The organism is Cupriavidus lacunae (genome assembly GCF_003353055.1).
GTDB classification, from domain to species: Bacteria; Pseudomonadota; Gammaproteobacteria; order Burkholderiales; family Burkholderiaceae; genus Cupriavidus; species Cupriavidus lacunae.
This window is the reverse complement of the sequence record NZ_QKWJ01000003.1, coordinates 123373-150178: the sequence shown is the minus strand read 5'-3', so window position 1 is coordinate 150178 and position 26806 is coordinate 123373. Positions and strand designations below refer to the sequence as shown.

The 26806-nt window shown below is 67.0% G+C and carries 22 protein-coding genes; 19 read left to right on the top strand and 3 right to left on the bottom strand.

What is annotated here, in order from left to right:
* Positions 1-15 precede the first annotated feature (15 nt).
* Complete coding sequence (locus DN412_RS04150; RefSeq protein ID WP_115013356.1) at positions 16-2391, bottom strand: xanthine dehydrogenase family protein molybdopterin-binding subunit; 2376 nt, start codon at positions 2389-2391, stop codon at positions 16-18.
* Between the two features lie 12 nt (positions 2392-2403).
* A complete protein-coding gene (locus DN412_RS04145) occupies positions 2404-2901 on the bottom strand; it encodes a (2Fe-2S)-binding protein (protein ID WP_115013355.1) in 498 nt (165 codons plus the stop codon).
* A gap of 281 nt (positions 2902-3182) precedes the next feature.
* Between DN412_RS04145 and DN412_RS04140 the strand changes: the two genes are divergently transcribed.
* From DN412_RS04140 to DN412_RS04060, 17 genes are all read left to right on the top strand, one after another.
* The gene (locus DN412_RS04140) at positions 3183-3761 is read left to right on the top strand and encodes a YqaA family protein (RefSeq protein ID WP_115013354.1); all 579 of its coding nucleotides are present in this window, start codon (positions 3183-3185) and stop codon (positions 3759-3761) included.
* A 180-nt stretch (positions 3762-3941) separates the two neighbouring features.
* Positions 3942-7916, top strand: a complete 3975-nt coding sequence (locus tag DN412_RS04135; protein WP_115013353.1) for a DUF3683 domain-containing protein — start codon at positions 3942-3944, stop codon at positions 7914-7916.
* Between the two features lie 9 nt (positions 7917-7925).
* Positions 7926-8363 (top strand): HIT family protein, encoded by a 438-nt coding sequence (locus DN412_RS04130; protein ID WP_115013352.1) that lies wholly within the window; start codon positions 7926-7928, stop codon positions 8361-8363.
* Positions 8364-8497: 134 nt separating this feature from the next.
* Positions 8498-10363 (top strand): ABC transporter ATP-binding protein/permease, encoded by a 1866-nt coding sequence (locus DN412_RS04125; protein ID WP_115013351.1) that lies wholly within the window; start codon positions 8498-8500, stop codon positions 10361-10363.
* Between the two features lie 72 nt (positions 10364-10435).
* Positions 10436-10858, top strand: a complete 423-nt coding sequence (locus tag DN412_RS04120; protein ID WP_078195253.1) for a gamma-butyrobetaine hydroxylase family protein — start codon at positions 10436-10438, stop codon at positions 10856-10858.
* A gap of 34 nt (positions 10859-10892) precedes the next feature.
* Complete coding sequence (gene ubiE / locus DN412_RS04115) at positions 10893-11624, top strand: bifunctional demethylmenaquinone methyltransferase/2-methoxy-6-polyprenyl-1,4-benzoquinol methylase UbiE (RefSeq protein ID WP_115013350.1); 732 nt, start codon at positions 10893-10895, stop codon at positions 11622-11624.
* A 62-nt stretch (positions 11625-11686) separates the two neighbouring features.
* Positions 11687-12679 (top strand): Tim44 domain-containing protein, encoded by a 993-nt coding sequence (locus tag DN412_RS04110; protein WP_115013349.1) that lies wholly within the window; start codon positions 11687-11689, stop codon positions 12677-12679.
* Positions 12680-12808: 129 nt separating this feature from the next.
* Positions 12809-13486, top strand: a complete 678-nt coding sequence (locus tag DN412_RS04105) for a ubiquinone biosynthesis accessory factor UbiJ (protein WP_115013461.1) — start codon at positions 12809-12811, stop codon at positions 13484-13486.
* A 73-nt stretch (positions 13487-13559) separates the two neighbouring features.
* Positions 13560-15137, top strand: coding sequence for a ubiquinone biosynthesis regulatory protein kinase UbiB (gene ubiB / locus DN412_RS04100; protein WP_115013348.1), 1578 nt, complete (start codon positions 13560-13562; stop codon positions 15135-15137).
* A gap of 33 nt (positions 15138-15170) precedes the next feature.
* The gene (locus tag DN412_RS04095; protein WP_115013347.1) at positions 15171-15788 is read left to right on the top strand and encodes a methyltransferase domain-containing protein; all 618 of its coding nucleotides are present in this window, start codon (positions 15171-15173) and stop codon (positions 15786-15788) included.
* A gap of 1059 nt (positions 15789-16847) precedes the next feature.
* Positions 16848-18284 (top strand): high affinity choline transporter 1, encoded by a 1437-nt coding sequence (locus tag DN412_RS04090; RefSeq protein ID WP_078195257.1) that lies wholly within the window; start codon positions 16848-16850, stop codon positions 18282-18284.
* A gap of 164 nt (positions 18285-18448) precedes the next feature.
* Positions 18449-18736 (top strand): FmdB family zinc ribbon protein, encoded by a 288-nt coding sequence (locus DN412_RS04085; protein ID WP_115013460.1) that lies wholly within the window; start codon positions 18449-18451, stop codon positions 18734-18736.
* A 14-nt stretch (positions 18737-18750) separates the two neighbouring features.
* The gene (locus DN412_RS04080; RefSeq protein WP_078195259.1) at positions 18751-19464 is read left to right on the top strand and encodes a DUF502 domain-containing protein; all 714 of its coding nucleotides are present in this window, start codon (positions 18751-18753) and stop codon (positions 19462-19464) included.
* 65 nt (positions 19465-19529) lie between these two features.
* The gene (gene aspS / locus DN412_RS04075) at positions 19530-21338 is read left to right on the top strand and encodes an aspartate--tRNA ligase (protein WP_115013346.1); all 1809 of its coding nucleotides are present in this window, start codon (positions 19530-19532) and stop codon (positions 21336-21338) included.
* A gap of 219 nt (positions 21339-21557) precedes the next feature.
* On the top strand, positions 21558-22469 hold the full coding sequence (locus tag DN412_RS04070) for a hypothetical protein (protein ID WP_115013345.1): 912 nt from the start codon (positions 21558-21560) through the stop codon (positions 22467-22469).
* Positions 22470-22545: 76 nt separating this feature from the next.
* The gene (gene nudB, locus DN412_RS04065) at positions 22546-23028 is read left to right on the top strand and encodes a dihydroneopterin triphosphate diphosphatase (protein WP_115013344.1); all 483 of its coding nucleotides are present in this window, start codon (positions 22546-22548) and stop codon (positions 23026-23028) included.
* Complete coding sequence (locus DN412_RS04060) at positions 23025-23807, top strand: endonuclease/exonuclease/phosphatase family protein (RefSeq protein WP_115013343.1); 783 nt, start codon at positions 23025-23027, stop codon at positions 23805-23807. Before nudB ends, DN412_RS04060 begins: the two co-directional genes overlap by 4 nt.
* A gap of 2 nt (positions 23808-23809) precedes the next feature.
* Here the strand turns inward: DN412_RS04060 and mobB are convergent, their stop codons facing one another.
* Positions 23810-24340, bottom strand: coding sequence for a molybdopterin-guanine dinucleotide biosynthesis protein B (mobB, locus tag DN412_RS04055; RefSeq protein ID WP_115013342.1), 531 nt, complete (start codon positions 24338-24340; stop codon positions 23810-23812).
* Between the two features lie 141 nt (positions 24341-24481).
* Between mobB and clsB the strand changes: the two genes are divergently transcribed.
* Together clsB and DN412_RS04045 are read left to right on the top strand one after the other, a co-directional pair.
* Positions 24482-25828: a cardiolipin synthase ClsB gene (clsB, locus tag DN412_RS04050; protein ID WP_244222556.1), complete on the top strand. Its 1347-nt coding sequence runs from the start codon at positions 24482-24484 to the stop codon at positions 25826-25828.
* Positions 25829-26174: 346 nt separating this feature from the next.
* The gene (locus tag DN412_RS04045; protein ID WP_078195265.1) at positions 26175-26765 is read left to right on the top strand and encodes a TetR/AcrR family transcriptional regulator; all 591 of its coding nucleotides are present in this window, start codon (positions 26175-26177) and stop codon (positions 26763-26765) included.
* Positions 26766-26806 lie beyond the last annotated feature (41 nt).

Sequence of the window (26806 nt, the reverse complement as noted above, 5' to 3'; positions counted from 1 at the left end):
TGCGGTGTGCGTCGATCACGGCCGGGCGGCCTGGATGGCCTGCCAGACCCGGTGCGGCGTGGCGGGCATCTGGATGTCCTTCACGCCCAGCGGGCTCAGCGCATCCACCAGCGCGTTGATGAACGCCGGCGGCGAGCCGATCGCGCCGGCCTCGCCGCAACCCTTCACGCCCAGCGGGTTGTGGGTGCAGGGCGTGCCGGCGGCGGTCTCGACGGTGAAGTCGGGCAGGTCGCCCGCGCGCGGCATGGCGTAGTCCATGTACGAGCCGGTCAGCAACTGGCCGCTGTCGTTATCGTAGACGCACTGCTCCAGCATCGCCTGACCCAGCCCCTGGCCGATGCCGCCATGCACCTGGCCTTCGACGATCATCGGATTGATGATGTTGCCGAAGTCGTCCACCGCGGTGAACTTGACCACCTGCGACTCGCCGGTATCGGGATCGACCTCCACTTCGCACACATAGGCGCCGGACGGGTAGGTGAAGTTGGTCGGGTCGTAGAACGCGTTTTCGTTCAGGCCCGGCTCCAGCTTGTCGAGCGGATAGTTGTGCGGCACGTAGGCGGTCAGCGCAACCTCGCCGAAGGTCTTGGTGCGGTCGGTGCCGGCCAGGCGGAACACGCCGTTGCTGAACTCGATGTCGGTGTCGGCGGCTTCGAGCAGGTGCGCAGCGATCTTCTTGGCCTTGGCCTCGATCTTGTCGAGCGCCTTGACGATGGCCGAGCCGCCCACCGCCAGCGAGCGCGAGCCATAGGTGCCCATGCCGAACGGCACCCGGCCGGTGTCGCCGTGCACGATCTCGACCTGGTCCAGCTGCAGCCCGAGCCGGTCGGCCACCACCTGTGCGAAGGTGGTCTCGTGCCCCTGGCCATGGCTGTGCGAGCCGGTGAACACGGTCACGGTGCCGGTCGGGTGCACGCGGATCTCGCCCACCTCGAACAGCCCCGCGCGCGCGCCCAGCGCGCCGGCGATATTCGACGGCGCGAGCCCGCAGGCCTCGATGTAGCAGGAATAGCCCAGGCCGCGCAGCTTGCCGCGCTGCTTCGCCTCGTCGCGCCGGGCCGGGAAGCCCTTGACGTCGGCCAGCTCCTGCGCGCGCGCCAGGCACGGCTCGTAGTCACCGGTGTCGTAGGTCAGGCCCACCGGCGTGGCGTAGGGGAACTGGCGGATGAAGTTCTTGCGGCGCAGCTCGGCCGGGTCGATCTTCATCTCGTGCGCGGCGGTTTCGACCAGGCGCTCGACCACGTAGGTGGCCTCGGGCCGGCCGGCGCCGCGGTAGGCGTCCACCGGCGCGGTGTTGGTGAAGACCGACTGCACTTCGGCGTAGATGGCGGGCGTGGCGTACTGGCCGGCCAGCAGGGTCGCGTACAGGATGGTGGGCACGCTGCTGGCAAAGGTCGACAGGTAGGCCCCCATATTGGCGGTGGTATGCACCCGCATCGCCAGGAACTTGCCGTCGGCGTCGAGCGCCAGCTCCGCCTTGGTCACGTGATCACGCCCGTGCGCATCGGTCAGGAAGGACTCGGACCGGTCGGCGGTCCACTTGACCGGGCGGCCGATCTTCTTCGAGGCCCAGGTCAGCGCCACGTCTTCCGGGTACAGGAAGATCTTGGAGCCGAAGCCGCCGCCCACGTCCGGCGCGATGATGCGCAGGCGCGATTCGGGCAGCCCCAGCACGAACGCGCCCATCAGCAGGCGTTCGACGTGCGGATTCTGGTTGGCCACGTAGACGGTATAGCTGTCGTCCTGGCGCGTGTAGCTGGCATTGACCGCGCGCGGCTCGATCGCGTTGGGGATCAGCCGGTTGTTGACGATCTCCAGCGTAGTCACGTGCGCGGCCCTGGCGAAGGCGGCGTCGGTGGCGGCCTTGTCGCCGTGGCCCCAGGTGTAGCAGGTGTTGGCCGGCACGTCGTCGTGCACCAGCGTGGCAGCCTTGGCGGCATCGGCGGCGCTGACTACGGCGGGCAGCTCTTCATAGTCGACGTCGATCTTCTCGGCGGCGTCGCGCGCCTGCTGCAGGGTCTCGGCGATGACCAGCGCGACCTGGTCGCCGACGTGGCGCACCTTGTCGTGGGCAATCACGGGGTGCGGCGGCTCCTTCATCGGCGAGCCGTCGATGCTGTGGATCAGCCAGCCGCAGGGCAGGCCGCCCACTTTGTCGGCCGCCAGCTCGTCGCCGGTCAGCACGGCGATCACGCCGGGCGAGGCCTGGGCCTCGGTCTTGTCGATCGAGCGGATGCGCGCATGCGCGTGCGGCGAGCGCAGGAAGAACGCGTAGCTCTGCTGCGGCAGCACGATGTCGTCGGTGTACTGGCCGTTGCCGGTCAGGAAGCGATAGTCTTCCTTGCGCTTGACGGGTGCGCCCACCAGGCGCTGGCTTTCGGGTGCGTTCATGGCCGGTCCCCCTTATTCCGCGCTGGCGGCGGTGCCCTGCATGGCTGCCTGGCCCTGCTGCACCGCGCGCACGATATTGTGGTACCCCGTGCAGCGGCACAGGTTGCCTTCCAGGTGCGCGCGGATGGTGGCGGCATCTGCGCCCGGGTGTTCCTGCACCAGCGCGGTGGCGCTCATCACCATGCCGGGCGTGCAGAAGCCGCATTGCAGGCCGTGGCATTCGCGGAAGGCTTCCTGCATCGGATGCAGCCCGTTGCCGATCCTGTCGCCGGCCAGGCCTTCGATGGTGGTCACGGCGCCGCCGTCGGCCTGGACCGCGAGGATATTGCACGACTTGACCGCCCGGCCATCCAGGTGGACCGTGCAGGCGCCGCACTGCGCGGTGTCGCAGCCGACGTGGGTGCCGGTCAGGCGCAGCTGTTCGCGCAGGAACTGGACCAGGAGGGTGTTGGGTTCTACCTGCGCGTCAACGGACTTGCCGTTGACCGTCAGGCGGATAGGGATCGCCATGCTTGTCTCCATGTGGGTGGACGCGCATGGCCAACTTCCCGAAAGGTCACTGCGCGGGACTGGCCACTGCGCGGTACTGCCGCTTGATACGGCTATTTCGTGATATGGGTGCTGAGGGTGCGATATTCCCTGCGGTCGGCGAACGATCGGCCGCGACAGGCTCTAACAGTTAATCACAAAACCTGCGCCCCTGCCATGTGGATTGCCCGCAACCCGAAAGGGGGGCGGGCCGCGCTGCTAGAATGGCCGCGCGCCATGCGTGCGCTTGCGAACCCGCTGACATGGAAGCTTTTTTCGCCTGGCTGTTCGAGACCCTTGCCCTGCCGAAGGTGGGGCTGCCTGCCATCTTTATCGTCAGCCTGGTCTCGGCCACGCTGCTGCCGCTGGGCTCGGAGCCGGCGGTGTTCGGCTACGTCAAGCTCAATCCGGAAATGTTCTGGCCGGCGATCATCGTGGCCACCGCTGGCAACACGGTCGGCGGCGCTATCGACTGGTGGCTGGGCTACGCCGCCAAGCTGGCGCTGGTGCGCTACCACAGGCGGCGCCGGGCGCGCGAGCACGAAGCCGAGCACGAGGCGCACCGCGAGCACGCGCGCAAGCCGCCCAAGCCCAAGCTTGATGCCCGGTACTTCCGCTGGATGCGCCGGCTCGGGCCGCCCACGCTGCTGGTCTCGTGGTTGCCTGGCATTGGTGATCCGTTGTGCACTTTAGCCGGCTGGCTGCGCCTTCCGTTCTGGCCCAGCCTGGCCTGGATGGCGGTCGGCAAGTTCCTGCGCTACCTGTTCATGACCGCCAGCCTGCTGTGGATCCCGGACAGCTTTTGGCACAACATTGCGCAAATGTTCAAGGCCTGGTTCTGACCCGGTGCGCTGCCGGCACCGCCGTGGGGCGCCGTTGCCAGGCCGAAATGTCGCCTAATCCCTTGTTCCAACAAGGATTCCTCGATGTTGCGGTGCGGCGAAACCGGGCCTTGCAGTACAATCGCGCTTTAATGAACGATTCGCGCACAGTCCCCGTGCGCAGCAGGAAGCGGTCCCCCAATGAACGCCCCACTCGTGCTCGACGCCAAGCTCGCCGCGCAGGACGCCCCGCCGCGCCTGCGTGAAATTCCCTATAACTACACGTCCTTCTCGGACCGCGAGATTGTCATCCGCCTGCTCGGCGAGGAAGCCTGGCGCATCCTGGACGAGCTGCGCAGCGAGCGCCGCACCGGCCGCTCGGCCCGCATGCTGTACGAGGTGCTGGGCGATATCTGGGTGGTCCGCCGCAATCCCTACCTGCAGGACGACCTGCTGGAAAATCCCAAGCGCCGCCAGATGCTGGTGACCGCGCTGCACCACCGCCTGAGCGAGATCGAGAAGCGCCGCGCCGCCGACCGTGCCGAGCACGCCGAGCCCGCCGCCGAGGACCGCTCGCACCGCGTGGAGCAGCTGGTGGTGTTCGCCAAGCAGGCGATCGAGGACTTCAAGAACGAGTTCGCCGCCGCCTACGACCTGCGCAAGCGCGCCCAGCGCGTGCTGGGCCGGGTCACGCAGAAGGACAACATCAAGTTCGACGGCCTGTCGCGCGTCTCGCACGTGACCGACGCCACCGACTGGCGCGTGGAGTACCCGTTCGTGGTGCTGACGCCGGATACCGAGGAAGAGATCGCCGGCCTGGTCAAGGGCTGCTTCGAACTCGGCCTGACCATCATCCCGCGCGGGGGCGGCACCGGCTATACCGGCGGCGCCGTGCCGCTGACGCCGATGAGCGCGGTGATCAACACCGAGAAGCTGGAGGAGCTCGGGCAGGTCGAGGAAACCGACCTGCCCGGCGTGTCGCGCAAGGTCGCGACCATTTTCTCGGGCGCCGGCGTGGTGACGCGCCGCGTGGCCGATGCGGCCGACAAGGCCGGCCTGGTGTTCGCGGTCGACCCGACCTCGATCGATGCCTCGTGCATCGGCGGCAACGTGGCCATGAACGCCGGCGGCAAGAAGGCCGTGCTGTGGGGCACCGCGCTGGACAACCTGGCCTGGTGGCGCATGGTGGACCCGGAAGGCAACTGGCTGGAAATCACCCGGCTGGACCACAACCTGGGCAAGATCCACGATGTGCCGGTGGCCACCTTCGAACTGAAGTGGTCCGACGGTAACCGCGCCCCGGGCGAGAAGGTGCTGCGCACCGAGACCCTGGCGATCGAAGGCCGCAAGTTCCGCAAGGAAGGCCTGGGCAAGGACGTCACCGACAAGTTCCTGGCGGGCCTGCCCGGCGTGCAGAAGGAAGGCTGCGACGGCATCATCACCAGCGCGCGCTGGATCCTGCACCGCATGCCGAAGTTCATCCGCACGGTGTGCCTGGAATTCTTCGGCCAGGCACGCGACGCGATTCCGAGCATCGTCGAGATCAAGGACTTCCTCGACGCCGAGACCAAGAAGCCCGGCGGCGCCATCCTGGCCGGCCTGGAGCACCTGGACGAGCGCTACCTGCGCGCGGTGGGTTATGCCACCAAGAGCAAGCGCAACGCCTTCCCGAAGATGGTGCTGATCGGCGATATCGTCGGCGACGATGAAGACGCCGTGGCGCGCGCCACCTCGGAAGTGATCCGCATGGCCAACGGCAAGAGCGGCGAAGGCTTTATCGCCGTCAGCCCCGAGGCCCGCAAGAAGTTCTGGCTGGACCGTTCGCGCACCGCTGCCATTGCGAAGCACACCAACGCCTTCAAGATCAACGAAGACGTGGTGATCCCGCTGAACCGCATGGGCGAGTACACCGACGGCATCGAGCGCATCAATATCGAGCTGTCGATCAAGAGCAAGCTCAAGCTGGTCGACACGCTGGAAGCGTTCTTTGCGCGCGGCAACCTGCCGCTGGGCCGTAGCGACGACGCCAACGAGATCCCCAGCGCCGAGTTGCTGGAAGACCGCGTGCAGCACGCGCTGACGCTGCTGCGCGAGATCCGCGCGCGCTGGCGCTACCTGCAGGGCCACATGGACGTGCCGCTGGCGCAGGCCAAGGCCTCGCTGATCGGGCATGGCCTGGGGCTGCTCGGCCAGGAGTTCGACGCGCGCCTGGCGCAGCAGCCGGACGCCACCGTGTTCCACCTGCTGCAGGACCGCACCATCCGCGTGTCCTGGAAGACCGAGGTCCGCGCCGAGCTGCGCAAGATCTTCAACGGCGGCGAATTCAAGCCGATCCTGGACGAGGCGCAGAAGATCCACAAGCAGGTGTTGCGCGGCCGCGTCTTCGTGGCGCTGCACATGCACGCCGGCGACGGCAATGTGCACACCAACATCCCGGTCAACTCCGACGACTACGACATGCTGCAGGACGCGCACCGCGCGGTGGCCCGCATCATGGACCTGGCGCGTTCGCTCGACGGCGTGATCTCGGGCGAGCACGGCATCGGCATCACCAAGCTGGAATTCCTCACCGAGGAAGAGATCGGCGACTTCCGCACCTACAAGCAGAAAGTTGACCCGCAGGGCCGCTTCAACAAGGGCAAGCTCTTGCCCGGCGCCGACCTGCGCAATGCCTACACGCCGTCGTTCGGCCTGATGGGGCATGAGTCGATCATCATGCAGCAGAGCGATATCGGCGCGATTGCCGAGAGCGTCAAGGACTGCCTGCGCTGCGGCAAGTGCAAGCCGGTGTGCGCCACCCACGTGCCGCGCGCCAATCTGCTGTACAGCCCGCGCAACAAGATCCTGGCGACTTCGCTGCTGGTCGAGGCCTTCCTGTATGAAGAGCAGACCCGCCGCGGCGTGTCGATCAAGCACTGGGACGAGTTCTCCGACGTGGCCGACCACTGCACGGTGTGCCACAAGTGCGTGACGCCGTGCCCGGTCAAGATCGACTTCGGCGACGTGTCGATGAACATGCGCAACCTGCTGCGCAAGATGGGGCAGAAGAAGTTCAATCCCGGCACCGCGGCGTCGATGTTCTTCCTGAACGCCACCAACCCCGAGACCATCAACCTGACCCGCAAGGTCATGATCGACTGGGGCTACAAGGCGCAGCGCCTGGGCAACGAGGTGCTGAAGAAGTTTGCGAAGAAGCAGACCGCGCATCCGCCCGCCACCGTGGGCAAGCCGCCGGTGCGCGAGCAGGTGATCCACTTCATCAACAAGAAGATGCCGGGCAACCTGCCCAAGAAGACCGCGCGCGCGCTGCTCGATATCGAAGACAACGAGATCGTGCCGATCATCCGCGACCCGAAGGCGACCACGCCGGAAACGGAAGCGGTGTTCTACTTCCCGGGCTGCGGCTCGGAGCGGCTGTTCTCGCAGGTCGGGCTGGCCACGCAGGCGATGCTGTGGCACGTCGGCGTGCAGACCGTGCTGCCGCCGGGCTACCTGTGCTGCGGCTATCCGCAGCGCGGCAACGGCCAGTATGACAAGGCCGAGAAGATCGTCACCGACAACCGGGTGCTGTTCCACCGCGTGGCCAACACGCTGAACTACCTCGACATCAAGACCGTGGTGGTCAGCTGCGGCACGTGCTATGACCAGCTCGCAGGGTATGAATTCGACAAGATCTTCCCGGGCTGCCGCATTATCGATATCCACGAGTACCTGCTCGAGAAGGGCGTGAAGCTGGAAGGCGTGACCGGTACGCGCTACATGTACCACGACCCCTGCCACACCCCGATCAAGACCATGGACCCGACCAAGCTGGTCAACGACCTGATGGGCGGCAACACCGGCCTGGGCAAGATCGAGAAGAACGAGCGCTGCTGCGGCGAGTCGGGCACGCTGGCGGTGACCCGCCCGGATATCTCGACCCAGGTCCGCTTCCGCAAGGAAGAGGAAATGACGAAGGGTGCCGACAAGCTGCGCGCCGACGGCTTCACCGGGGACGTCAAGATCCTGACCAGCTGCCCGTCGTGCCTGCAGGGGCTGTCGCGCTACAAGGAAGATGCCTCGGTGCAGGCGGACTACATCGTCATCGAGATGGCCAAGCATTTGCTGGGCGAGAACTGGATGCCGGAGTACGTGGCCAAGGCCAATGCCGGCGGCATCGAGCGGGTGCTGGTGTAAGCCAACGTCATGACGCGCGCTCCCCATTGCCCGCTCTGCGAGACCGACGGCGGCGAACTGGTCTGGATGGGCGACCGCGCCCGGCTGATCCTGGTCGAGCATGACCGTTTCCCGGGCTTCTGCCGCATCGTCTGGAACGACCACGTGGCCGAGCTTAGCGACCTGGACGAGGCCGACCAGGCCTGGCTGATGCGGCTGGTGGCGCGCGTGGAGCGGGTGGTGCGCGAGGTGATGACGCCGGACAAGGTCAACCTGGCTGCCCTCGGTAACATGGTGCCGCACCTGCACTGGCATATCATTCCGCGCTACCGCTGGGACACGCATTTCCCCGAGGCCATCTGGGCCGCGCCGCAGCGCGCGGCGGATACCGTGCGCGTGCAGGAGCTGGCCAGCCGGCTGCCGGCGCTGCGCACGGCGCTTGCGCTGCTCGAAGCCGGCGACGCCTGAGGGGCGCGAACCAGGCACGCGGAACCCGCGCCTGCCCCTGACCGTCTGAATGCTGTTGCCACCGTGGCCTGCCGCCACGGTATCCAGAACAACAAGCCCGGCCGGCATCCGCTGACGGGCCAAGCGCTGCCGCTATGTCCTCCACTCCGACTTCCGTCACCGTCCCGGGCCCGGCCGTTCCGGCCCGAGCCCTCAAGATCCAGAGCCGGCTGCGCATGAGCGCCACCTGGGCGCTGATCAAGCCTTACTGGAAATCCGACGACCGCCTTGCCGGGCTGGGCCTGCTGGCCCTGGTGGTGGTGCTCAACCTGGGCATCGTCTATATCAACGTGCTGCTCAATGAGTGGAACCGCGTGTTCTATAACGCGCTGGAGCAACGCGACTACGCCTCGTTCAAGGTGCTGCTGGTGCGGTTCTCGTGGATTGCCGCGTTCTTTATCGTCGCGGCGATCTCGCGCCAGTACTACACCATGATGCTGCAGATGCGCTGGCGTACCTGGATGACCGGCCGCTTCATGGGCCACTGGCTCGGGCACCAGGCCTACTACCGTATCGAGCAGACCCACGCCACCGACAACCCCGACCAGCGGATCTCCGATGACCTGCGCCAGTTCACCGATGGCGCGCTGTCGCTGTCGCTGGGCCTGCTCAATTCCGTGGTGACGCTGCTGTCCTTCGTCGGCATCCTGTGGACCGTGTCCGGCCCGATCAGCTTTGCGCTGGGCGGCACTGAATGGACCATCCCCGGCTACATGGTGTGGTTCGCGGCGGGCTACGCGGTGATCGGCTCGCTGGTGGCGCACGTGGTCGGCCGCCCGCTGATCGGCCTGAACTTCCAGCAGGAACAGTACGAAGCAGACTTCCGTTTCACGCTGGTGCGCCTGCGGGAGAACAGCGAGCCGGTGGCGCTGTACCGCGGCGAGCCCACCGAGCAGGCCGGGCTGCGCGCGCGCTTCGACCGCATCCGCGCCAACTGGAACCAGCTGATGCGCTATACGCGGCGGCTGACCTTCGTCAGTTCCGGCTATGCCCAGTTCGCCATCATCTTCCCGATCCTGGTGGCGGCGCCGCGCTACTTTGCCGGCAAGATGACGCTGGGCGGGCTGATGCAGACCAGTTCAGCCTTCGGCCAGGTGCAGGGCGCGCTGTCGTGGTTTGTCGACAGCTACGCCACGCTGGTGGGCTGGAAGGCGGCGACCAACCGCCTGATCGACTTCCAGGAAGCGATCCGCGTGGCCGAGCGCCAGGACGAGTCGCTGCACGGCGCGCGTGATATCGAAGTGGCACACACGGGCCAGCCTCAGGGCGGCATCACCGTCAACGGCCTGGCGCTGGCGCTGCCGGTACGCGCCGCGCGCAGCGCGGCGGTGGGCCAGCGGCCGCTGGTTTCGCCGTTCTCGCTGTCGGTGGCGCCGGGCGAGCGCTGGCTGGTCAGCGGCCCGTCGGGCTGCGGCAAGAGCGTGCTGTTCCGCGCGCTGGCAGGGATCTGGCCGTATGGCAGCGGCACCGTGACCATGCCCGAAGGCGCGCGCATGCTGTTCCTGCCGCAGCGCAGCTACCTGCCGATCGGCACGCTGGCCGATGCGCTGGCCTATCCGGATGCCGGCACCGAGCACAGCACGGAAGTCCTGCAGGAGACGCTGCGCCAGGCGCGACTGGCCGCGCTGGCGGACCAGCTCGACGTGTTCGACAACTGGTCGCTACGGCTGTCGCCGGGCGAACAGCAGCGCCTGGCCTTTGCGCGCGCGCTGCTGCAGAAGCCCGACTACCTGTTCCTGGACGAAGCCACCAGCGCGCTCGACGAGGAAACCGAGGGCGCGATGTACCGGCTGATGGTGGAGTCGCTGCCGCGGGCGGCGATCATCAGCATTGCCCACCGCAGCACCGTGGCGGCCTTCCACGGCAAGCGCCTGCGCTACGTGCCGCAGGACGGGGAAGCGGCCCGGGCTGCGCAAGCCGGCTTGCCTGGGGTAAGCTATCGGGTCGTATGCGAGGCGTGATGCGGTGCCGCATCGGCGCTGTCGCGCGGCAATCACCCCATCAGGAGCGCCCCTAACCGGGTCGCGATCATCATGGCAGGCCTGGAAAAAGACACCCCCCATCCCACCGCGCTGACCGTCCACACGCAATCCCGCGTGCTGGAGATCGGCTTCGACAACGGCCGCAGCTTCCGGCTGCCGTTCGAGCTGCTGCGCGTGTATTCGCCGTCCGCTGAAGTCCAGGGCCACGGTCCTGGGCAGGAAGTGCTGCAGACCGGCAAGCGCGAGGTGGGCGTCAACGCGGTCGAGCCGGTCGGCAACTACGCGATCCTGATCCGCTTTACCGACGGCCACGACACCGGCATCTATTCCTGGGACCTGCTGTACCGCCTCGGCGACAACCAGGATGCGCTGTGGCACGACTACCTGCAGCGCCTGGAAGCCGCCGGCGCCGACCGCGATACCCCGATGCCCGCCGCCGGCGCTGCCGGCGGCCACGGCTGCGGCCATCACTGAGCTGCGCTGCACTGATTACCCTGGAGTCTGAAAGATGAGTGAAACCCACTTCGGGTTTGAAAAGGTCGACGAAGCGGAAAAGGCCGACAAGGTTGCCGACGTATTCCATTCGGTGGCGAGCAAGTACGACGTGATGAACGACCTGATGTCGGGCGGCATGCACCGGCTCTGGAAGATGTTCGCCATCGCCCAGGCCGGCGTGCGCCCCGGTCACAAGGTGCTGGACATCGCCGGCGGCACCGGCGACCTGGCCAAGGCGTTCGCGAAGCAGGCCGGCCCGACCGGCGAGGTCTGGCTGACCGACATCAACGAGTCGATGCTGCGCGTGGGCCGCGACCGGCTGCTGAACAAGGGCATCGTCACCCCGGTGTGCCTGTGCGACGCCGAGCGCATCCCGTTCCCCGACAACCACTTCGACCTGGTGACCGTGGCCTTCGGCCTGCGCAACATGACGCACAAGGATGCCGCGCTGGCCGAGATGCGCCGGGTGGTCAAGCCGGGCGGCAAGGTCATGGTGCTGGAGTTCTCCAAAGTGTGGAAACCCCTGGAGAAGGCCTACGACGTCTATTCTTTCAAGGTGCTGCCCTGGCTGGGCGAGCGGGTGGCTGGGGATGCCCCGAGCTATCGTTATCTCGCGGAATCGATCAGAATGCATCCAGACCAGGCTTCACTTGTACGCTTGATGGAACATGCGGGCCTGGAGAATGTCGAATACTTCAATCTGACGGCCGGAGTGGTGGCGCTCCATGTCGGACGCAAGTATTAGAAGCATTGAAATCGCCATGCCTCACCCCCATATGGGGTGAAACTGACAGGGGATAGCAGAATATGTCGTCATTTCGTGGAAAGTTCCTGGTTGGGTCGCTGATTACCGCGATTGCCTTCGGGATGGTGTTCGACGCCAATGCCAAGCGCATGGGCGGTTCGCGCAGCATCGGCAAGCAGTCGTCGACGGTCACGCAGCAGCGCCAGCAGGCGCCGCAGCCTGCTTCGCCGACCCAGCAACCGGCCCAGCAGCCTAATCAGGCAGCGCCGGCCACGGCTGGCGCCGCCGGCGCCGCCGGCGCGGCTGCCGCGGCAGCGCCCAAGCGCAACTGGGGCGGGATGCTGGGCGGCATTGCCGCCGGCCTGGGTATCGGCTGGCTGCTGTCGCACTTCGGCCTGGGCGGGGCGGCACTGGGCTTCCTGTCCAACCTGATCCTGATCGCGCTGGTCGCATTCGCCGCGATCTGGCTGATCCGCAAGTTCCGTGGCGGCAGCCAGCGTAGCCAGCAGCCGGCCTATGCCGGCGCCGGCAACACGGGTCCGATCGGCAACATGGGCCGCAACGTCGAGCCGAGCCTGAGCCAGCCGACGCCGTCGGCAACCCCGGCGTCGAGCCCGGTGATGCCGGCCGCCTCGGCCGCGCCGGTGGCCGCCGATGCGGCAGCCCAGCAGCCGTGGGGCGTGCCGGCCGACTTCGATACCGAAGCCTTCCTGCGCAACGCCAAGGTCCACTTCGTGCGCCTGCAGGCCGCGTGGGATGCAGGCAACCTGGACGACATCCGCGAATTCACCACGCCGGAAATGTTCGCCGAGATCAAGATGGACTTGTCCGAACGCGGCGCCGAGGTCAACAAGACCGACGTGGTCACGCTCGAAGCCAAGCTGCTCGGGATCGAGTCGGCGCCGGCCCAGCATCTCGCCAGCGTGCGCTTCTCGGGCATGATCCGCGAGCGCGCCGGCGAGGCGGCCCAGCCGTTCAACGAGGTCTGGAACCTGGCCAAGCCCGCCAGCGGCACCGGCGGCTGGCTGCTGGCCGGGATCCAGCAAGAGTCCTGATGCCGCACCCCGCGGCGGGTGATGCGCCGGGGGGAGTAGCTTAGAATGGAGGCCCACGTGAAAGCGTGGGCCTTTTTGTTTGGCACGCCGCCACCCGCGGCGTCGCCGTCCGCCGCCAACCGCGCTGTCATGAATACTCTGCCTTCCGCCCTGGCCACGCCCGCAGTCTCGGCGCTGAACCACCTGCTTGAGCAGGAGCCGTGGGCCCGCAACCAGCTTGCGCTGTTTGCCGGGCGCGTGATCCGTTTCGATGCCGCCGCCTTCATGCTGTCGCTGAAGGTGACCGAACACGGCTGCACGGAACTGGCGCCCGCGACCGAGGCGCCCGCGGTGACGCTGCGCGTGCCGGTGCAGCAGTGGCCGCTGGTGGCCGCCGACGTGGCCGAGGGCGGCCAGGCCGCCGCCATGCGCCATGTGCGCATCGAGGGCGACGCCGAACTGGCCAACACCGTCTCGACGCTGGCGCGCAACCTGCGCTGGGACGCCGCCGAGGACCTGTCGCGCGCGCTGCGCGGCATCCTGGGCGGACCGGTCAGCGACAGCGTGGCGCAGCGCGTGGTCGACGGCGCGCGCCAGGTCCATGAGCAGGCCACGCGCGTGGGCCGTGCCCTGGTGGACAACGTCACCGACTACCTGCTGGACGAACACCCGACCCTGGTGCGCCACGCCGCGCTGGACGACTTCGGCGCCGACGTGGGCCGGCTGCGCGACAGCCTGGCCCGCCTGGAAAAACGGCTGGAGCGGCTGGAGCGCGGCGGCCCATCGCCGGCCGCCCAGTCCGGCAAGCTGCCGTCGCCGCACCGCTGAGCCGGCTGCGCCCGCGCTCCGATTTCCTCAACCCCCAACGTGACTGCCTGCCCGGCCCTGTGAAGACTCCCGAATGACCCGCCTCCTGCGCCTTGGCAAGATCCTCTTCGTCATCCTCTACTACGGCCTGGACGAGCTGGTGCTCTCGGGCTTCAGCAGCCGCAGGATCCGCTTCCTGGTCCGCGTCATCACCATCGGGCGCAAGCTCGACATGCCGCGCGGCGAGCGCCTGCGGCTGGCGCTGACGCGGCTGGGGCCGATCTTCGTCAAGTTCGGCCAGGTGCTGTCGACCCGGCGCGACCTGATGCCGGCGGACATCGCCGACGAACTCGCCAAGCTGCAGGACCAGGTGCCGCCCTTCGATTCGGTGGTGGCGGTGAAGATCATCGAGCGCGCGCTGGGCCGCCCGCTGGACCAGCTGTTCGAGACCTTCGAGCACCAGCCGGTGGCCAGCGCGTCGATCGCGCAGGTGCACTTCGCCACGCTCAAGGGCGGCCCCTGCCACGGCCGCGAGGTCGCGGTAAAGGTGCTGCGCCCGGGCATGCTGCCGGTGATCGACAGCGACCTGGCGCTGATGCGCGACATGGCCACGTGGCTGGAGCGCTTCTGGGCCGACGGCAAGCGCCTGAAGCCGCGCGAGGTGGTGGCCGAGTTCGACAAATACCTGCACGACGAGCTCGACCTGATGATCGAGGCGGCCAACGCCAGCCAGCTGCGCCGCAACTTTGCCGACACCAGCCTGCTGCTGGTGCCCGAGGTGTTCTGGGACTGGTGCAGCAGCACCGTGTTCGTGATGGAGCGCATGCATGGCATCCCGATCTCGCGCACCGAGTCGCTCAAGGCCGCCGGGGTGGACATGCACCAGCTGGCGGAAGAGGGCGTCGAGATCTTCTTCACCCAGGTGTTCCGCGACGGCTTCTTCCATGCCGACATGCATCCGGGCAATATCCTGGTGTCGGTCCAGCCCGAGACCTTCGGCCGCTATATCGCGCTGGACTTCGGCATCGTCGGTGCGCTGTCCGAGTTCGACAAGAACTACCTGGCGCAGAACTTCATCGCCTTCTTCCGGCGCGACTACCACCGCGTGGCCCTGCTGCACGTGGAATCCGGCTGGGTCCCGCCCGACACCCGCGTCGAAGAGCTGGAAAGCGCGGTGCGCGCCTGCTGCGAGCCGTACTTCGACAAGCCGCTGAAGGAAATCTCGCTGGGCATGGTGCTGATGCGGCTGTTCCAGACCTCGCGCCGCTTCAATGTCGAGATCCAGCCCCAGCTGGTGCTGCTGCAGAAGACGCTGCTCAATATTGAAGGCCTGGGCCGCCAGCTCGACCCCGACCTGGATCTGTGGAAGACCGCCAAGCCCTTCCTGGAACGCTGGATGCACGAGCAGGTGGGCTGGAAGGGCGCCTGGGAGCGGGTCAAGGTCGAGGCGCCGCTGTGGGCCAAGATGCTGCCGGACTTTCCGCGCCTGGCGCACCAGTTCCTGGAGCGGCGCGCGCTCACCAGCAATGGCGAGCAGGACAAGCTGCTGGCGATGTTGGTGCTGGAGCAGCGCCGCACCAACCGGCTGCTCGGCACCGCGGTGCTGCTGGTGGGCGGTTTTGTCGCCGGCATTGTGCTGACGCATGTGCTGGGGTGGGCCGGCTACTGGTAGCGCCCCCGGGACCGACCCATACTAGAGGTGACCATGAGCGAAACCACCAAGCCTGCGCCGACCTTCGCCACCCGCAACGCCGCCGACCCGGCGTTCTGGGACGAGCGTTTTGAACAGGGTTTTACGCCCTGGGACCAGGGCGGCGTGCCCGAGGAATTCCGGCAGTTCATTGAAAGCCGCGCGCTATGCCGGACCCTGGTGCCGGGCTGCGGCAACGGCTGGGAGGCCGCGTGGCTGTTCGAGCGCGGCTGGCCGGTGACGGCGATCGACTTCTCGCCGCAGGCGGTGGCGTCGGCGTGGCGGACGCTGGGCCCGGCCGGGGCGGTGGTGCAGCAGGGCGATTTCTTCGCCTTCACGCCGCAGCAGGCGTGCGAACTGATCTACGAACGGGCCTTCCTGTGCGCGCTGCCGCCGGCGATGCGGGCTGACTATGCCGCTCGCGTCGCGCAACTGCTGCCGCCGGGCGGGCTGCTGGCCGGCTACTTCTACCTGGGCGAAAACCGCGGCGGGCCGCCGTTCGCGATGCCCGCGGAGGAGCTGGAGGCGCTGCTGGCACCGGGCTTCGAGCGCCTCGAGGACCGGTCCTCGGCGGCGCCGCTGCCGGTGTTTCAGGGGCAGGAGCGATGGCAGGTCTGGCGGCGGAGGGGGTGATTGGCTTGTTGCTATGCGGTTGGGTTGTGGTTCTTGGTGGGCGTGGGCTGATTCGCCGGTGTAGCCGGCGGGGCTGCTTGCTTGTTGGGTTGGGTATGTTGTAGGGCGGGTTCCATGTTGTCGTAGGATTAAGCGCCTGGTTCCGCCCTGCTGGGCGGGTCACTTTTTGTCCGAGCGACAAAAAGTAACCAAAAAGCGCGTCGCCTCAGGCGGCTGGCCATCCATTCCTCGGTGTTGGTGGGGCGAGCGGCGGTGATTTCCGTTCGATGGGGTTGGTGGTTCGACCCTGCTACGCACCCTGTAAGGTGCCTGCGTCGACGGACTATTGGACGAACCCGACTTTAGGCTATTGGCAGCCTGCTAACCAGGTCATTGGTAGGACGCCTACGGCTGCGCTGCGCGCACTCAGTATCGTAGGTCGGGTGCTCGGGCACGGAGTGCGTCGCTGCGCTCGCACGGCGCGGTCGTATTGCCGGGCCAAAGGCACAAATCGGAACGTGGTCCGCAGCTCTGCCACGTTAGGGCCGGCGCGAAGCGCAGCCGAAGGCGTCCCACCGACGCGGTGGTTAGCAGGCTGCCAACCGCCTAAGTCGGGTTCGTCCAATAGTCCGTTGATGTGGGCACAGACAGGGTGCGTAGCAGGCCCGAACGGCCAACCACGCCAAACGGCAAGCACCGCCGCCCGAACCACCCCCACCACCAAATCGGTGGCCAGCCGCCAGAGGCGACGCGTTTTTTGGTTACTTTTTGTCGCTCGGACAAAAAGTGACTCGCCGGCTACGCCGGCGAAACAGCCCACGCCAGTCAAGAACGTCACCCCCCCAATCACCCCCCTTCCCCCCACAGGAATATTTTCAACCCCCCCTTGCCTCCCTCGCTATAATCCGCGTTTTGATTCGGCTACGACCGCAGGCCGGGACCCGCTCCCAGGCCACCCATGCGGCCCCGACCGATGAATTGGACTCCGGGCAGGCGCGCAAGGATGCGCTGTTGGACTGACAGGCGCCGCCCGGCATTCGGTTTCTCGCCACAAGGGCACTTTCTGCATAGGGCAGCGGCATGCTGATCTGGTTCGTCATCATCTACTGGGTAATCTCGGTCGGCATCGGCCTGTGGGCGGCGCTGCGCGTACGCAACACCACCGATTTCGCCGTCGCGGGGCGCAGCCTGCCGTTCCATATTGTCACCGCCACCGTCTTCGCCACCTGGTTCGGCTCGGAGACGGTGCTGGGCATTCCCGCCGTCTTCCTGAAGGAAGGCCTGTCGGGCGTCGTTTCCGATCCCTTCGGCTCGTCGCTGTGCCTGATCCTGGTGGGCCTGTTCTTCGCCCGGCCGCTGTACCGGATGAACCTGCTGACCATCGGCGACTACTACCACAACCGCTATGGCCGGCTGGCCGAGGTGCTGACCACGTTGTGCATCGTGGTGTCCTACCTGGGCTGGGTGGCGGCGCAGATCAAGGCGCTGGGGCTGGTGTTCTATACCGTGTCGGACGGCGCGCTGTCGCAGGAGGCCGGCATGATGATCGGCGCCGCCAGCGTGCTGGTCTATACGCTGTTCGGCGGCATGTGGTCGGTGGCGGTAACCGACTTCATCCAGATGATCATCATCGTGGTCGGCATGCTCTATATCGGCTACGAGGTCAGCGGCCAGGCCGGCGGCGTGGCGGCGGTGGTGTCGCACGCGGCGGCGGCGGGCAAGTTCGAGTTCCTGCCCTCGCTGGACCTGATCCAGATCGTCGGGTTTGCGGCTGCACTGTTCACCATGATGCTGGGCTCGATTCCGCAGCAGGACGTGTTCCAGCGGGTGACATCGTCGCGCACCGAGCAGATCGCCGGGCGGGCCTCGGTGCTGGGTGGCGTGCTGTACTTCTGCTTTGCCTTTATCCCGATGTTCCTGGCGTACTCGGCGACCATGATCGACCCGGACATGGTCAACAAGTACATCAACGCCGATTCGCAGCTGATCCTGCCGCAGCTGATCCTGCAGCACGCGCCGATGTTCGCGCAGGTGATGTTCTTCGGCGCGCTGCTGTCGGCCATCAAGAGCTGCGCCTCGGCCACGCTGCTGGCGCCGTCGGTGACCTTTGCCGAGAACATCCTGCGGCCGTATTTCCGCCACCTGGACGACAGGCAGTTCCTGCGCGTGATGCAGGCCGTGGTGCTGGTGTTCACGGCGGTTGTGACGCTGTTCGCGCTGAACTCGCACCTGTCGATCTTCCATATGGTAGAAAATGCCTACAAGGTCACACTAGTGTCGTCGTTCGTGCCGCTGGCCTTCGGCATGTTCTGGAAGCACGCCACCCGCCAGGGCGGGCTGGCGGCGATCCTGCTGGGACTGTCCTCCTGGCTGACCTGCGAGGTCGGCTTTGTCGATGCCGTGGTGCCGCCGCAGATGGTGGGCCTGCTGTTCTCGATCAGCGGCATGGTGGTCGGTTCGCTGTTGCCGCAGTGGATTGCAGATCACGCGCCGGTCAAGGAAGTCCATATCGCCTGACGCACGGGGGGGCGCAACCCCTTTATTTCCGGCAATCAGGCAGCCCCGGAACGGTTTATAATTCAAGGCTTTGCATCGTCGCGCGGGAATTTCCCGCGGCCGCCATGGCCAGCGGCGATGTCCGCCTTTGTACCGATTCCGAAGTTTTCTCGCGAAATAACACCATGCCGATCTATGCCTACCGTTGCGACGCCTGCGGCCACGGGCGCGATGTGCTGCAGAAAATGAGCGATGCCCCGCTGACGGACTGCCCGTCGTGCGGCGTCGCTGGCGCGTTCAAGAAACAGCTGACCGCTGCCGGTTTCCAGCTCAAGGGCTCGGGCTGGTATGTGACCGATTTCCGCGGCGGCAGCGGCGGCGCCAGCGCCCCGGCGGCGGCCGAGTCGTCGGGCAGCACCGCTTCGGCGGCGCCGGCCGCCGGCGGCTGCGGCAGCGCCTGCGCCTGCCATTGAGCCGGACCCGCCCCGTGGTCGCCAAGAAGACTTCCGCCCTGAAAACCTGGTTCCTGACCGGGCTGCTGGTACTGGTGCCGCTGGGCATCACGCTGTGGGTGCTCAGCCTGGTCATCGGCACGATGGACCAGAGCCTGGCGCTGCTGCCCGAGGCCTGGCGCCCGGACCGGCTGATGTTCGGCAAGCGCGTGACCGGCCTGGGCGCGATCCTGACGCTGCTGTTCATCCTGCTGGTCGGCTTGCTGGCCCATAACTTCATCGGCCAGCGCCTGGTGCGCTGGTGGGAAGCGCTGCTGGGCCATATCCCGGTGGTGGGCCCGATCTACACCAGCGTCAAGCAGGTCTCGGACACGCTGCTGTCGTCCTCGGGCAATGCTTTCCGCAAGGCGCTGTTGGTGCAGTACCCGCGCGAGGGCTCGTGGACCATCGCCTTCCTGACCGGGCGCCCTGGCGGCGACGTGCAGAACCACCTGCAGGGCGAGTACGTCAGCGTCTATGTGCCGACCACGCCGAATCCGACCTCGGGCTTCTTCCTGATGATGCCCAAGGCCGACACCATCGAACTCGACATGACCGTCGACGCCGCGCTCAAGTACATCGTCTCGATGGGCGTGGTGGCACCGGCGGAATTGCCGCGCAAGAACGGCAGCGTCCCCCGGCCGGCGGTCCCCGCCAATCCGGCCGGCAGGGCCAGCAACGAGGAAACGGTCGAGACGACCGATCCTTGAGCATCCAATCTGATCACGGGCTGCCCGATGCGATCGGGCAGCCGCGTTTTACCGGGAATCTCCTTATGTCCTCCATGCGTACTCACTACTGCGGTCTGGTGACCGAACAATTCTCGGGCCAGGAAGTGGCCCTGACCGGCTGGGTCCAGCGCCGCCGCGACCATGGCGGCGTGATCTTCATCGACCTGCGCGACCGCGAAGGCCTGGTGCAGGTGGTGTGCGATCCGGATCGCCCCGAGATGTTCAAGGTCGCGGAAGAGATCCGCAATGAGTTCTGCATCCGCATCACCGGCAAGGTGCGTCCGCGCCCGGCCGGCACCGAGAACGCCAACCTGACCTCGGGCAAGATCGAGGTGCTGTGCCACGAGCTGACCGTGCTGAACCCGTCGGTCACGCCCCCGTTCCAGCTCGACGACGACAATCTGTCGGAAACCACGCGCCTGACGCACCGCGTGCTGGACCTGCGCCGCCCGCAGATGCAGTACAACCTGCGCCTGCGCTACAAGGTGGCGATGGAAGTGCGCAAGTTCCTGGATGCACAGGGCTTTATCGACATCGAGACGCCGATGCTGGGCAAGAGCACGCCCGAAGGCGCGCGCGACTACCTGGTGCCGTCGCGGGTGAACCCGGGCCACTTCTTCGCGCTGCCGCAATCGCCGCAGATCTTCAAGCAGATGCTGATGGTGTCGGGTTTCGACCGCTACTACCAGATCACCAAGTGCTTCCGCGACGAGGACCTGCGCGCTGACCGCCAGCCTGAATTCACGCAGATCGACTGCGAGACCTCGTTCCTGACCGAGCAGGAGATCCGCGACCTGTTCGAGGACATGATGCGCACGGTCTTCAAGAACGCCATCGACGTCGACCTGGACGCGAAATTCCCGGTGATGGAGTTCCGCGAGGCCATGGCCCGCTTCGGCTCGGATAAGCCTGACCTGCGCGTCAAGCTGGAATTCACCGAGCTGACCGAGGTGATGAAGGACGTCGACTTCAAGGTGTTCTCGGGTCCCGCCAACAGCGACAACGGCCGCGTGGTCGCCCTGCGCGTGCCGGGCGGCGGTGCGATCTCGCGCGGCGAGATCGACGCCTACACCCAGTTCGTCGGCATCTACGGCGCCAAGGGCCTGGCCTGGATCAAGGTCAATGAAGTGGCCAAGGGCCGCGACGGCCTGCAATCGCCGATCGTCAAGAACCTGCACGACGCCGCCATTGCCGAGATCCTGAAGCGCACCGGCGCCCAGGACGGCGACATCATCTTCTTCGGCGCCGACAAGGCCAAGGTGGTCAACGACTCGATCGGCGCGCTGCGCCTGAAGGTTGGCCATTCGGACTTCGGCAAGGCTAACGGCCTGTTCGAGGACGCCTGGAAGCCGCTGTGGGTGGTCGACTTCCCGATGTTCGAGTACGACGAGGACGACGCGCGCTGGGTGGCCATGCACCACCCGTTCACCAGTCCCAAGGACGAGCACATGGAGTACCTGGAGACCGATCCGGGCAAGTGCGTGGCCAAGGCCTACGACATGGTGCTGAACGGCTGGGAAATGGGTGGCGGCTCGGTGCGGATCTTCCGCTCGGACATCCAGAGCAAGGTGTTCCGCGCGCTCAACATTAACGACGAGGAAGCCCGTGCCAAGTTCGGCTACCTGCTGGACGCGCTGCAGTACGGCGCGCCCCCGCACGGCGGCCTGGCCTTCGGCCTGGACCGCATCGTCACGATGATGGCCGGCGCCGACTCGATCCGCGACGTGATCGCCTTCCCGAAGACCCAGCGCGCCCAGGACCTGCTGACCCAGGCACCGAGCTCGGTCGACGAGAAGCAGCTGCGCGAGCTGCATATCCGCCTGCGCGCCGCCGAGCCCAAGCCGACGGCCTGAGCTGCGCCAGTCAGTTGAAGCCCGCAAGGAAGCCGCGCAATAGCGCGGCTTTTTTGCTTTATGTGGAATGTCGGGTTGCCTGCACTGTGGTGCGGGCGGCGCATTGGTTTCGATTTGTTACCGGTCGGAACGAAGGCGACGCGCGGCGGGTCTGCTCTCTTTGACACGTAATTTGCCGAGGGCCTCGCATCGAAGGCTTCCGGCACTCGGGAGCAATTCGTGACCCTGGATATCGACCTGATCCGCCAGTTCCTGCTGGCTCATGACCAAACCATCCTGACCTGGCTGGTGGCCGGCTTGCTGATGATGCTGCTGGCGCGCTTCGAGCTGCGCCGCGCCGTGCGCCGCTCGGCGCAGGCCATGTCTGAATCCGTGGCCACCACGGTAGCGGCCTGCGTGCCCGACATTGCCCACGCCGTGCAGTCGGCCGCGCCCGCCGCCACCGCCGAGCCGGTGGAGATGCAGCGTGCCGAGGCGCTGCGCCGGCTGGCACTGGATACCGTCGGGGTGGTGATGACGCGCGGACGCTGGCTGGATGAACTCGGCAATCTGCGCCTGCCCGACGACTCGCTGCTGGCCGGCCAGCGCGCCGACGGCGCCGACCCGCTGCTGGTGGTGGCGCCGCAACCGGTAGTGCAGGCCTACCTGGATGCACAGCGCGTGTTCGAGGACGAGGCCGCGCAGGTGCAGGCACTGCGCCGCGATGCCCAGCGCGTGCAGGAGGCGCTGCAGGCGCTGGACGCGGAAGTCGCGCATATCGAACAGGAAACCGGCAGCATCGTGCTGCGCTTCGAGCAGGTCAATGCGCAGGCTGCGCAGGGCATGGATGGCGGCGATTACCAGCGCTTCCTGATCCAGAAATACAATGCGCTGGGCCAGCGCGAGAAGGAAATCGCGCAGGAGCGCACGCAGTTGCACGGCGAGGTCCGGCAACGCGCCGAAGCCCTGGCCGCGCACGCCCATGGCGCATCCAGGCGCTACCGCCAGGCGCTGGCGCCGCTGATGGACCAGCTGCGGGCCGCCTGGGGTCACGGCGACTCGCCGCAAGTGTTCGACACCTGGCAACGCCACGGCACCGCCGAGCCCTATCTGGCACCGCATACCACGCATAGCGCGCGCAACGCTGCCTGAGGGCGGGTCGTCGCGCTTTCGCGTGGCAAGCGGGCGCGGCTGCGCTATCCTTGGGTTTGTCCTTTCGCCCAGACCCATGTCCTACAAGATCCCGGAATCCGTGCTGGTGGTGATTTACACGCCAGATCTTCAAGTCTTGCTGCTGGAACGCGCCGATCGCCCGGGGTTCTGGCAGTCCGTGACCGGCAGCCTCGACACCCTGGACGAACCCCTGGCCCTGACCGCCGCGCGAGAAGTGGCCGAGGAAACGGGCATCGTCGCCGGCGAGCACCAGCTGACCGACTGGGGCCATACCATCCAGTACGAAATCTACCCGCAGTGGCGCAATCGCTACGCCGAAGGCGTCACCCGCAATACCGAGCACTGGTTCGGCCTGCGCGTGTCCGAGGTGCTGCCGGTGGCGCTGGCGCCACGCGAGCACCTGCAATACCAGTGGCTGCCGTTGGAGCAGGCAGCACAGCAGTGCTTTTCCAGCAGCAATGCCGAAGCCATCCGCCAGCTGGCATGGCGCGCAGCGGAGGCCGGCGAACTGCAGCCTGCCTGCGGAGCGCAGCCATGAAGCTGCGCGTGGTCACCTACAACATCCACAAGGGGGTGACCGGCATCTCGCGGCGCCCGCGCATCCAGAACGTGCGCGCCGGCCTGCATGCGATGGATGCGGACATCGTCTTCCTGCAGGAAGTGCAGGACCGCAACGACCGGCTGGTGGCCGCGGCGCTGTTCGATCCGGAGCACACCCAGCTCAACTACCTGGCCACCGATGCCTATCCGCACTCGGTCTACGGCCGCAACGCGGTCTATGAACACGGTCATCACGGCAACGCGATCCTGTCGCGCCACCCGATCCTGATGTCCGAAAACCTGGATATTTCCGACCACCGTTTCGAACAGCGCGGGCTGCTGCATGCGGTGGCGGATGTGCACGGCGTGGAAACCCACCTGATCTGCGTGCATTTCGGCCTGTTCGCGCGCAGCCGCGCGCGCCAGGCCGAGGCCCTGGTGGAACGCGTGCGCACCGTGGTGCCCGCGGGCGTGCCGCTGGTAATCGCCGGCGACTTCAACGACTGGAACCACCGGCTGGACGCGCAGATCTGCAATACGCTGGGCGCGGTCGAGGCCTCGCACGCGCGCGGCGCGCGGCTGCGTACCTTCCCGAGCCATATGCCGTGGTGGCAGCTCGACCGTATCTATGTGCGCGGCTACGAGATCGAGCGCGCCCACGCGCTGACCGGCCGCGATTGGGCCCAACGGTCAGACCATGTGCCGCTGGTGGCGGAACTGGGCCATCCGCCGGGTGAAGCGGTGGAGCGACCCGCGCACGCCGACAAGGCGGCCTGAGTTCAGCCCGCGCGGCCGGGGTAGTCGCGCTTGGGGAAGTCGCGAATAAAGGCGAACACCGCCTGCGGGTCGTTCAGGTCCAGCACCGGCAGCGCGGTCATGGCGGCCACGGCGGCGGGATCATCGCTGGCCACCGCCACCACGCCCGGCACCTCGTCCCACAGCGGCGTGCGCCCCAGCGCCGGGCGATAGACCTCCAGCTTGGGAAAATCACTGCGCTTGTACCCTTCCACCAGCACCAGGTCGGTGTCGGGCGGCAGCACCGCGAGCGCATCGTCCAGTTCGGGCGAGGGCACGGCTTCCGGGTAGTGGCGCATCAGCGTCAGGTGGCGCGCGCCGACCAGCACGACATTGGCGCAGCCGGCCTCGCGCATGCGCCAGGAATCCTTGCCGGGCGTATCGGGATCAAAGCCGTGGTGGGTGTGCTTGACGCCGGCCACGCGCAGGCCGGCGCCGACAAAGCAGGGGATGAGCTGGTCCAGCAGCGTGGTCTTGCCGCTGCCGGAAGAACCGGTAATGCCGAATACCTTCACAATGGTTTCCGTGGGGGCGTCAGGTGTGGTCTGCCCGGGGCTGGTCGCCTGCGGGCAAGCATCGGCATCGACGATAGCAGAGTTCCGCGCGCCAATGTGCAGGCGGCGCCCTGGCGCGGCAAACTGTCCGATAATCACGGCATGTCACGGATATCCCACTCCGCCCATGGCGCCGGCACCGAGGTCCCGGCGGACCGCGCGACAGGCCCGGCCGCGCAGGCGGAAGCCTCCGCGCACGACACGGCCGCAACCGGCGAGCAGGCATCGCGCCATCACATGCTGCGCTGGGCCTGGCGCCGCGGCAAGCCCACCACCGGCAACGCCGTGCAGCTGCTGCATGGCGGCCAGGACTTCTTCCCCGCGCTGATCGCCGCCATCGACCAGGCCGCGTTCCAGGTCATGCTGGAAACCTACATCTATGCCGACGACGACGTCGGCCGCGCGGTCGCCGACGCCCTGGTCCGTGCCGCCGCGCGCGGCGTGACGGTGCGCGTCACGGTGGATGGCTTTGGCGCCGGCGACATGCCCGCAGAACTGGCCGAGCGCCTGCGCGCCGGCGGCGTACAGCTGCGGGTCTACCGCGCGCTGCGCGGCTTCCGGCTGGCGCGGCGCCACCTGCGCCGGCTGCACCGCAAGCTGGCGGTGATCGACCGGCGCGTGGCCTTTGTTGGCGGCATCAACATCATCGACGACCACAACCACGGCCCGTTCGAAGGCGCCAACCTGGGGCCGCGCTATGACTTCGCGGTGCAGGTCAGCGGCCCGCTGGTGGACCGCATCGCGCTGTCTTCGGAGCGGCTCTGGTGGCGGCTGTCGCTGCGCGAGGCGCGCGGCAGCGAGCGCGCCGCCGCGGTGGCCGAATACCCGTTGCTCACCGACTTGCCGCCGCGCCCGGAAGCGTCGGGCGGGGTGCGCGCCGCGCTGCTGCTGCGCGACAACCTGCGCAACCGCCGCACCATCGAGCGCGAATACCTGCGCGCGCTCGGCGCCGCGCGCCACGACGTCATTCTTGCCAACGCGTACTTCCTGCCTGGCCACAAGATGCGGCGTGCGCTGCTGGCCTGCCGCGCGCGCGGCGTGCGCGTGCGCCTGCTGCTGCAGGGCATGGTCGAATACCGCTTGCAGCACTACGCCACCCACGCGCTGTATGCGTCGCTGCTGGAGGCCGGGGTCGAAATCTACGAGTACGCCGAGAGCTTCCTGCACGCCAAGGTCGGCGTGGTGGACGAAGCCTGGGCCACGGTCGGGTCGAGCAATATGGACCCCTTCAGCCTGCTGCTCGCGCGCGAGGCCAACCTCGCCGTTTATGATGCGACCTTCGCCGCTGAACTGCGTACCGCGCTGGAATACGCCATTGCGCACCGCAGCGTGCGCGTGCTGCCGGACGTGCATGCGCGCCGCTCGCCGCTGCACCGGCTGGCCAACTGGGCGGCCTACATGCTGTTGCGCCTGGGCGTGATCATTGCCGGCGTGACCGGGCGCTACTGAGCCCGCCACGCGCGGTGTGCGTTTGTTGCCATGCGGCAATGCGCAGGCTGCAACCGGTTGCAGCGCAGGCCACACGGACATGCTGCATCGCAGTCCGTTTAGAAACAGCGGTCTAATTAAAAGCTTGATGGCCGACCGCTGCGCCAGAATAATCTGAACGACCGTTCTTTTTTGGCTTAGACTGCGTGCATTCGCGGTATGCACCGGCAATTCCGCCGGTCGGCCGCAAGCACTGAATGCAACGTCAGGGTCATACGCGGGGCCGCAGCAGGGTCCCGCAGAACGGAGAAAAAACATGCGACACCAGTCAGCCCGTCTCGAATCCGCCGCCGCCTCCCCCGCGCCAATGCGCAAGGGTGAGATGACGCGCGTGGCGATTCTGGATGCCGCACTGGAATTGTCGTCCCGCGACGGGCTCGAAGGTCTGACCATCGGGCTGCTCGCGGAACGCATGCAGATGAGCAAGAGCGGTGTCTTCGCGCATTTCGGTTCGCGCGAGGACCTGCAGGTAGAGGTGGTGCGGGAGTATCACCGCCGGTTCGAGCAGGAGGTGTTCTATCCCTCGCTGCAGGAGCCGCGCGGCCTGCCCCGGCTGTGGTCGATGGTGCGGCGCTGGATGGAGAAGCGCATCCAGGAAGTGACGACGGGATGCATCTACATCAGCGGCGCCGTGGAGTACGACGACCGCGCCGGCAGCCTGGTGCGTGACGAGCTGGTCAAGAGCGTCACGATCTGGCGGGCAGCGCTGAATCGCGCCATCGCACAGGCCAAGGAAGAGGGGCACCTGCGCGCGGATTGCGATCCGCGCCTGATGCTGTTCGAGATGTACAGCCTTGAACTAGGCTTGCATCATGACGCCCGTTTCCTGCGCCTGCCTGACAGTGCCGAGCTTGCCATGGTCGCGCTCAACAAACTGATTCAGTCTTACCGTACCTGAGGTCGCCCCGGTCAGGCCGTCGCGCGCAAGCGGGACGGGCG

Bases quoted from the DNA above. Each gene is read 5' to 3' on its own strand.
- DN412_RS04135 (WP_115013353.1), top strand. From the start codon at position 3,942: ATGAACGCCCCACTCGTGCTCGACGCCAAGCTCGCCGCGCAGGACGCC.
- DN412_RS04105 (WP_115013461.1), top strand. From the start codon at position 12,809: ATGAATACTCTGCCTTCCGCCCTGGCCACGCCCGCAGTCTCGGCGCTG.
- ubiE (WP_115013350.1), top strand. From the start codon at position 10,893: ATGAGTGAAACCCACTTCGGGTTTGAAAAGGTCGACGAAGCGGAAAAG.
- aspS (WP_115013346.1), top strand. From the start codon at position 19,530: ATGTCCTCCATGCGTACTCACTACTGCGGTCTGGTGACCGAACAATTC.
- DN412_RS04060 (WP_115013343.1), top strand. From the start codon at position 23,025: ATGAAGCTGCGCGTGGTCACCTACAACATCCACAAGGGGGTGACCGGC.
- DN412_RS04110 (WP_115013349.1), top strand. From the start codon at position 11,687: ATGTCGTCATTTCGTGGAAAGTTCCTGGTTGGGTCGCTGATTACCGCG.
- DN412_RS04045 (WP_078195265.1), top strand. From the start codon at position 26,175: ATGCGCAAGGGTGAGATGACGCGCGTGGCGATTCTGGATGCCGCACTG.
- DN412_RS04085 (WP_115013460.1), top strand. From the start codon at position 18,449: ATGCCGATCTATGCCTACCGTTGCGACGCCTGCGGCCACGGGCGCGAT.
- clsB (WP_244222556.1), top strand. From the start codon at position 24,482: ATGTCACGGATATCCCACTCCGCCCATGGCGCCGGCACCGAGGTCCCG.
- DN412_RS04145 (WP_115013355.1), bottom strand. From the start codon at position 2,901: ATGGCGATCCCTATCCGCCTGACGGTCAACGGCAAGTCCGTTGACGCG.
- DN412_RS04150 (WP_115013356.1), bottom strand. From the start codon at position 2,391: ATGAACGCACCCGAAAGCCAGCGCCTGGTGGGCGCACCCGTCAAGCGC.
- nudB (WP_115013344.1), top strand. From the start codon at position 22,546: ATGTCCTACAAGATCCCGGAATCCGTGCTGGTGGTGATTTACACGCCA.
- DN412_RS04095 (WP_115013347.1), top strand. From the start codon at position 15,171: ATGAGCGAAACCACCAAGCCTGCGCCGACCTTCGCCACCCGCAACGCC.
- DN412_RS04130 (WP_115013352.1), top strand. From the start codon at position 7,926: ATGACGCGCGCTCCCCATTGCCCGCTCTGCGAGACCGACGGCGGCGAA.
- DN412_RS04120 (WP_078195253.1), top strand. From the start codon at position 10,436: ATGGCAGGCCTGGAAAAAGACACCCCCCATCCCACCGCGCTGACCGTC.
- DN412_RS04125 (WP_115013351.1), top strand. From the start codon at position 8,498: ATGTCCTCCACTCCGACTTCCGTCACCGTCCCGGGCCCGGCCGTTCCG.
- DN412_RS04090 (WP_078195257.1), top strand. From the start codon at position 16,848: ATGCTGATCTGGTTCGTCATCATCTACTGGGTAATCTCGGTCGGCATC.
- DN412_RS04140 (WP_115013354.1), top strand. From the start codon at position 3,183: ATGGAAGCTTTTTTCGCCTGGCTGTTCGAGACCCTTGCCCTGCCGAAG.
- ubiB (WP_115013348.1), top strand. From the start codon at position 13,560: ATGACCCGCCTCCTGCGCCTTGGCAAGATCCTCTTCGTCATCCTCTAC.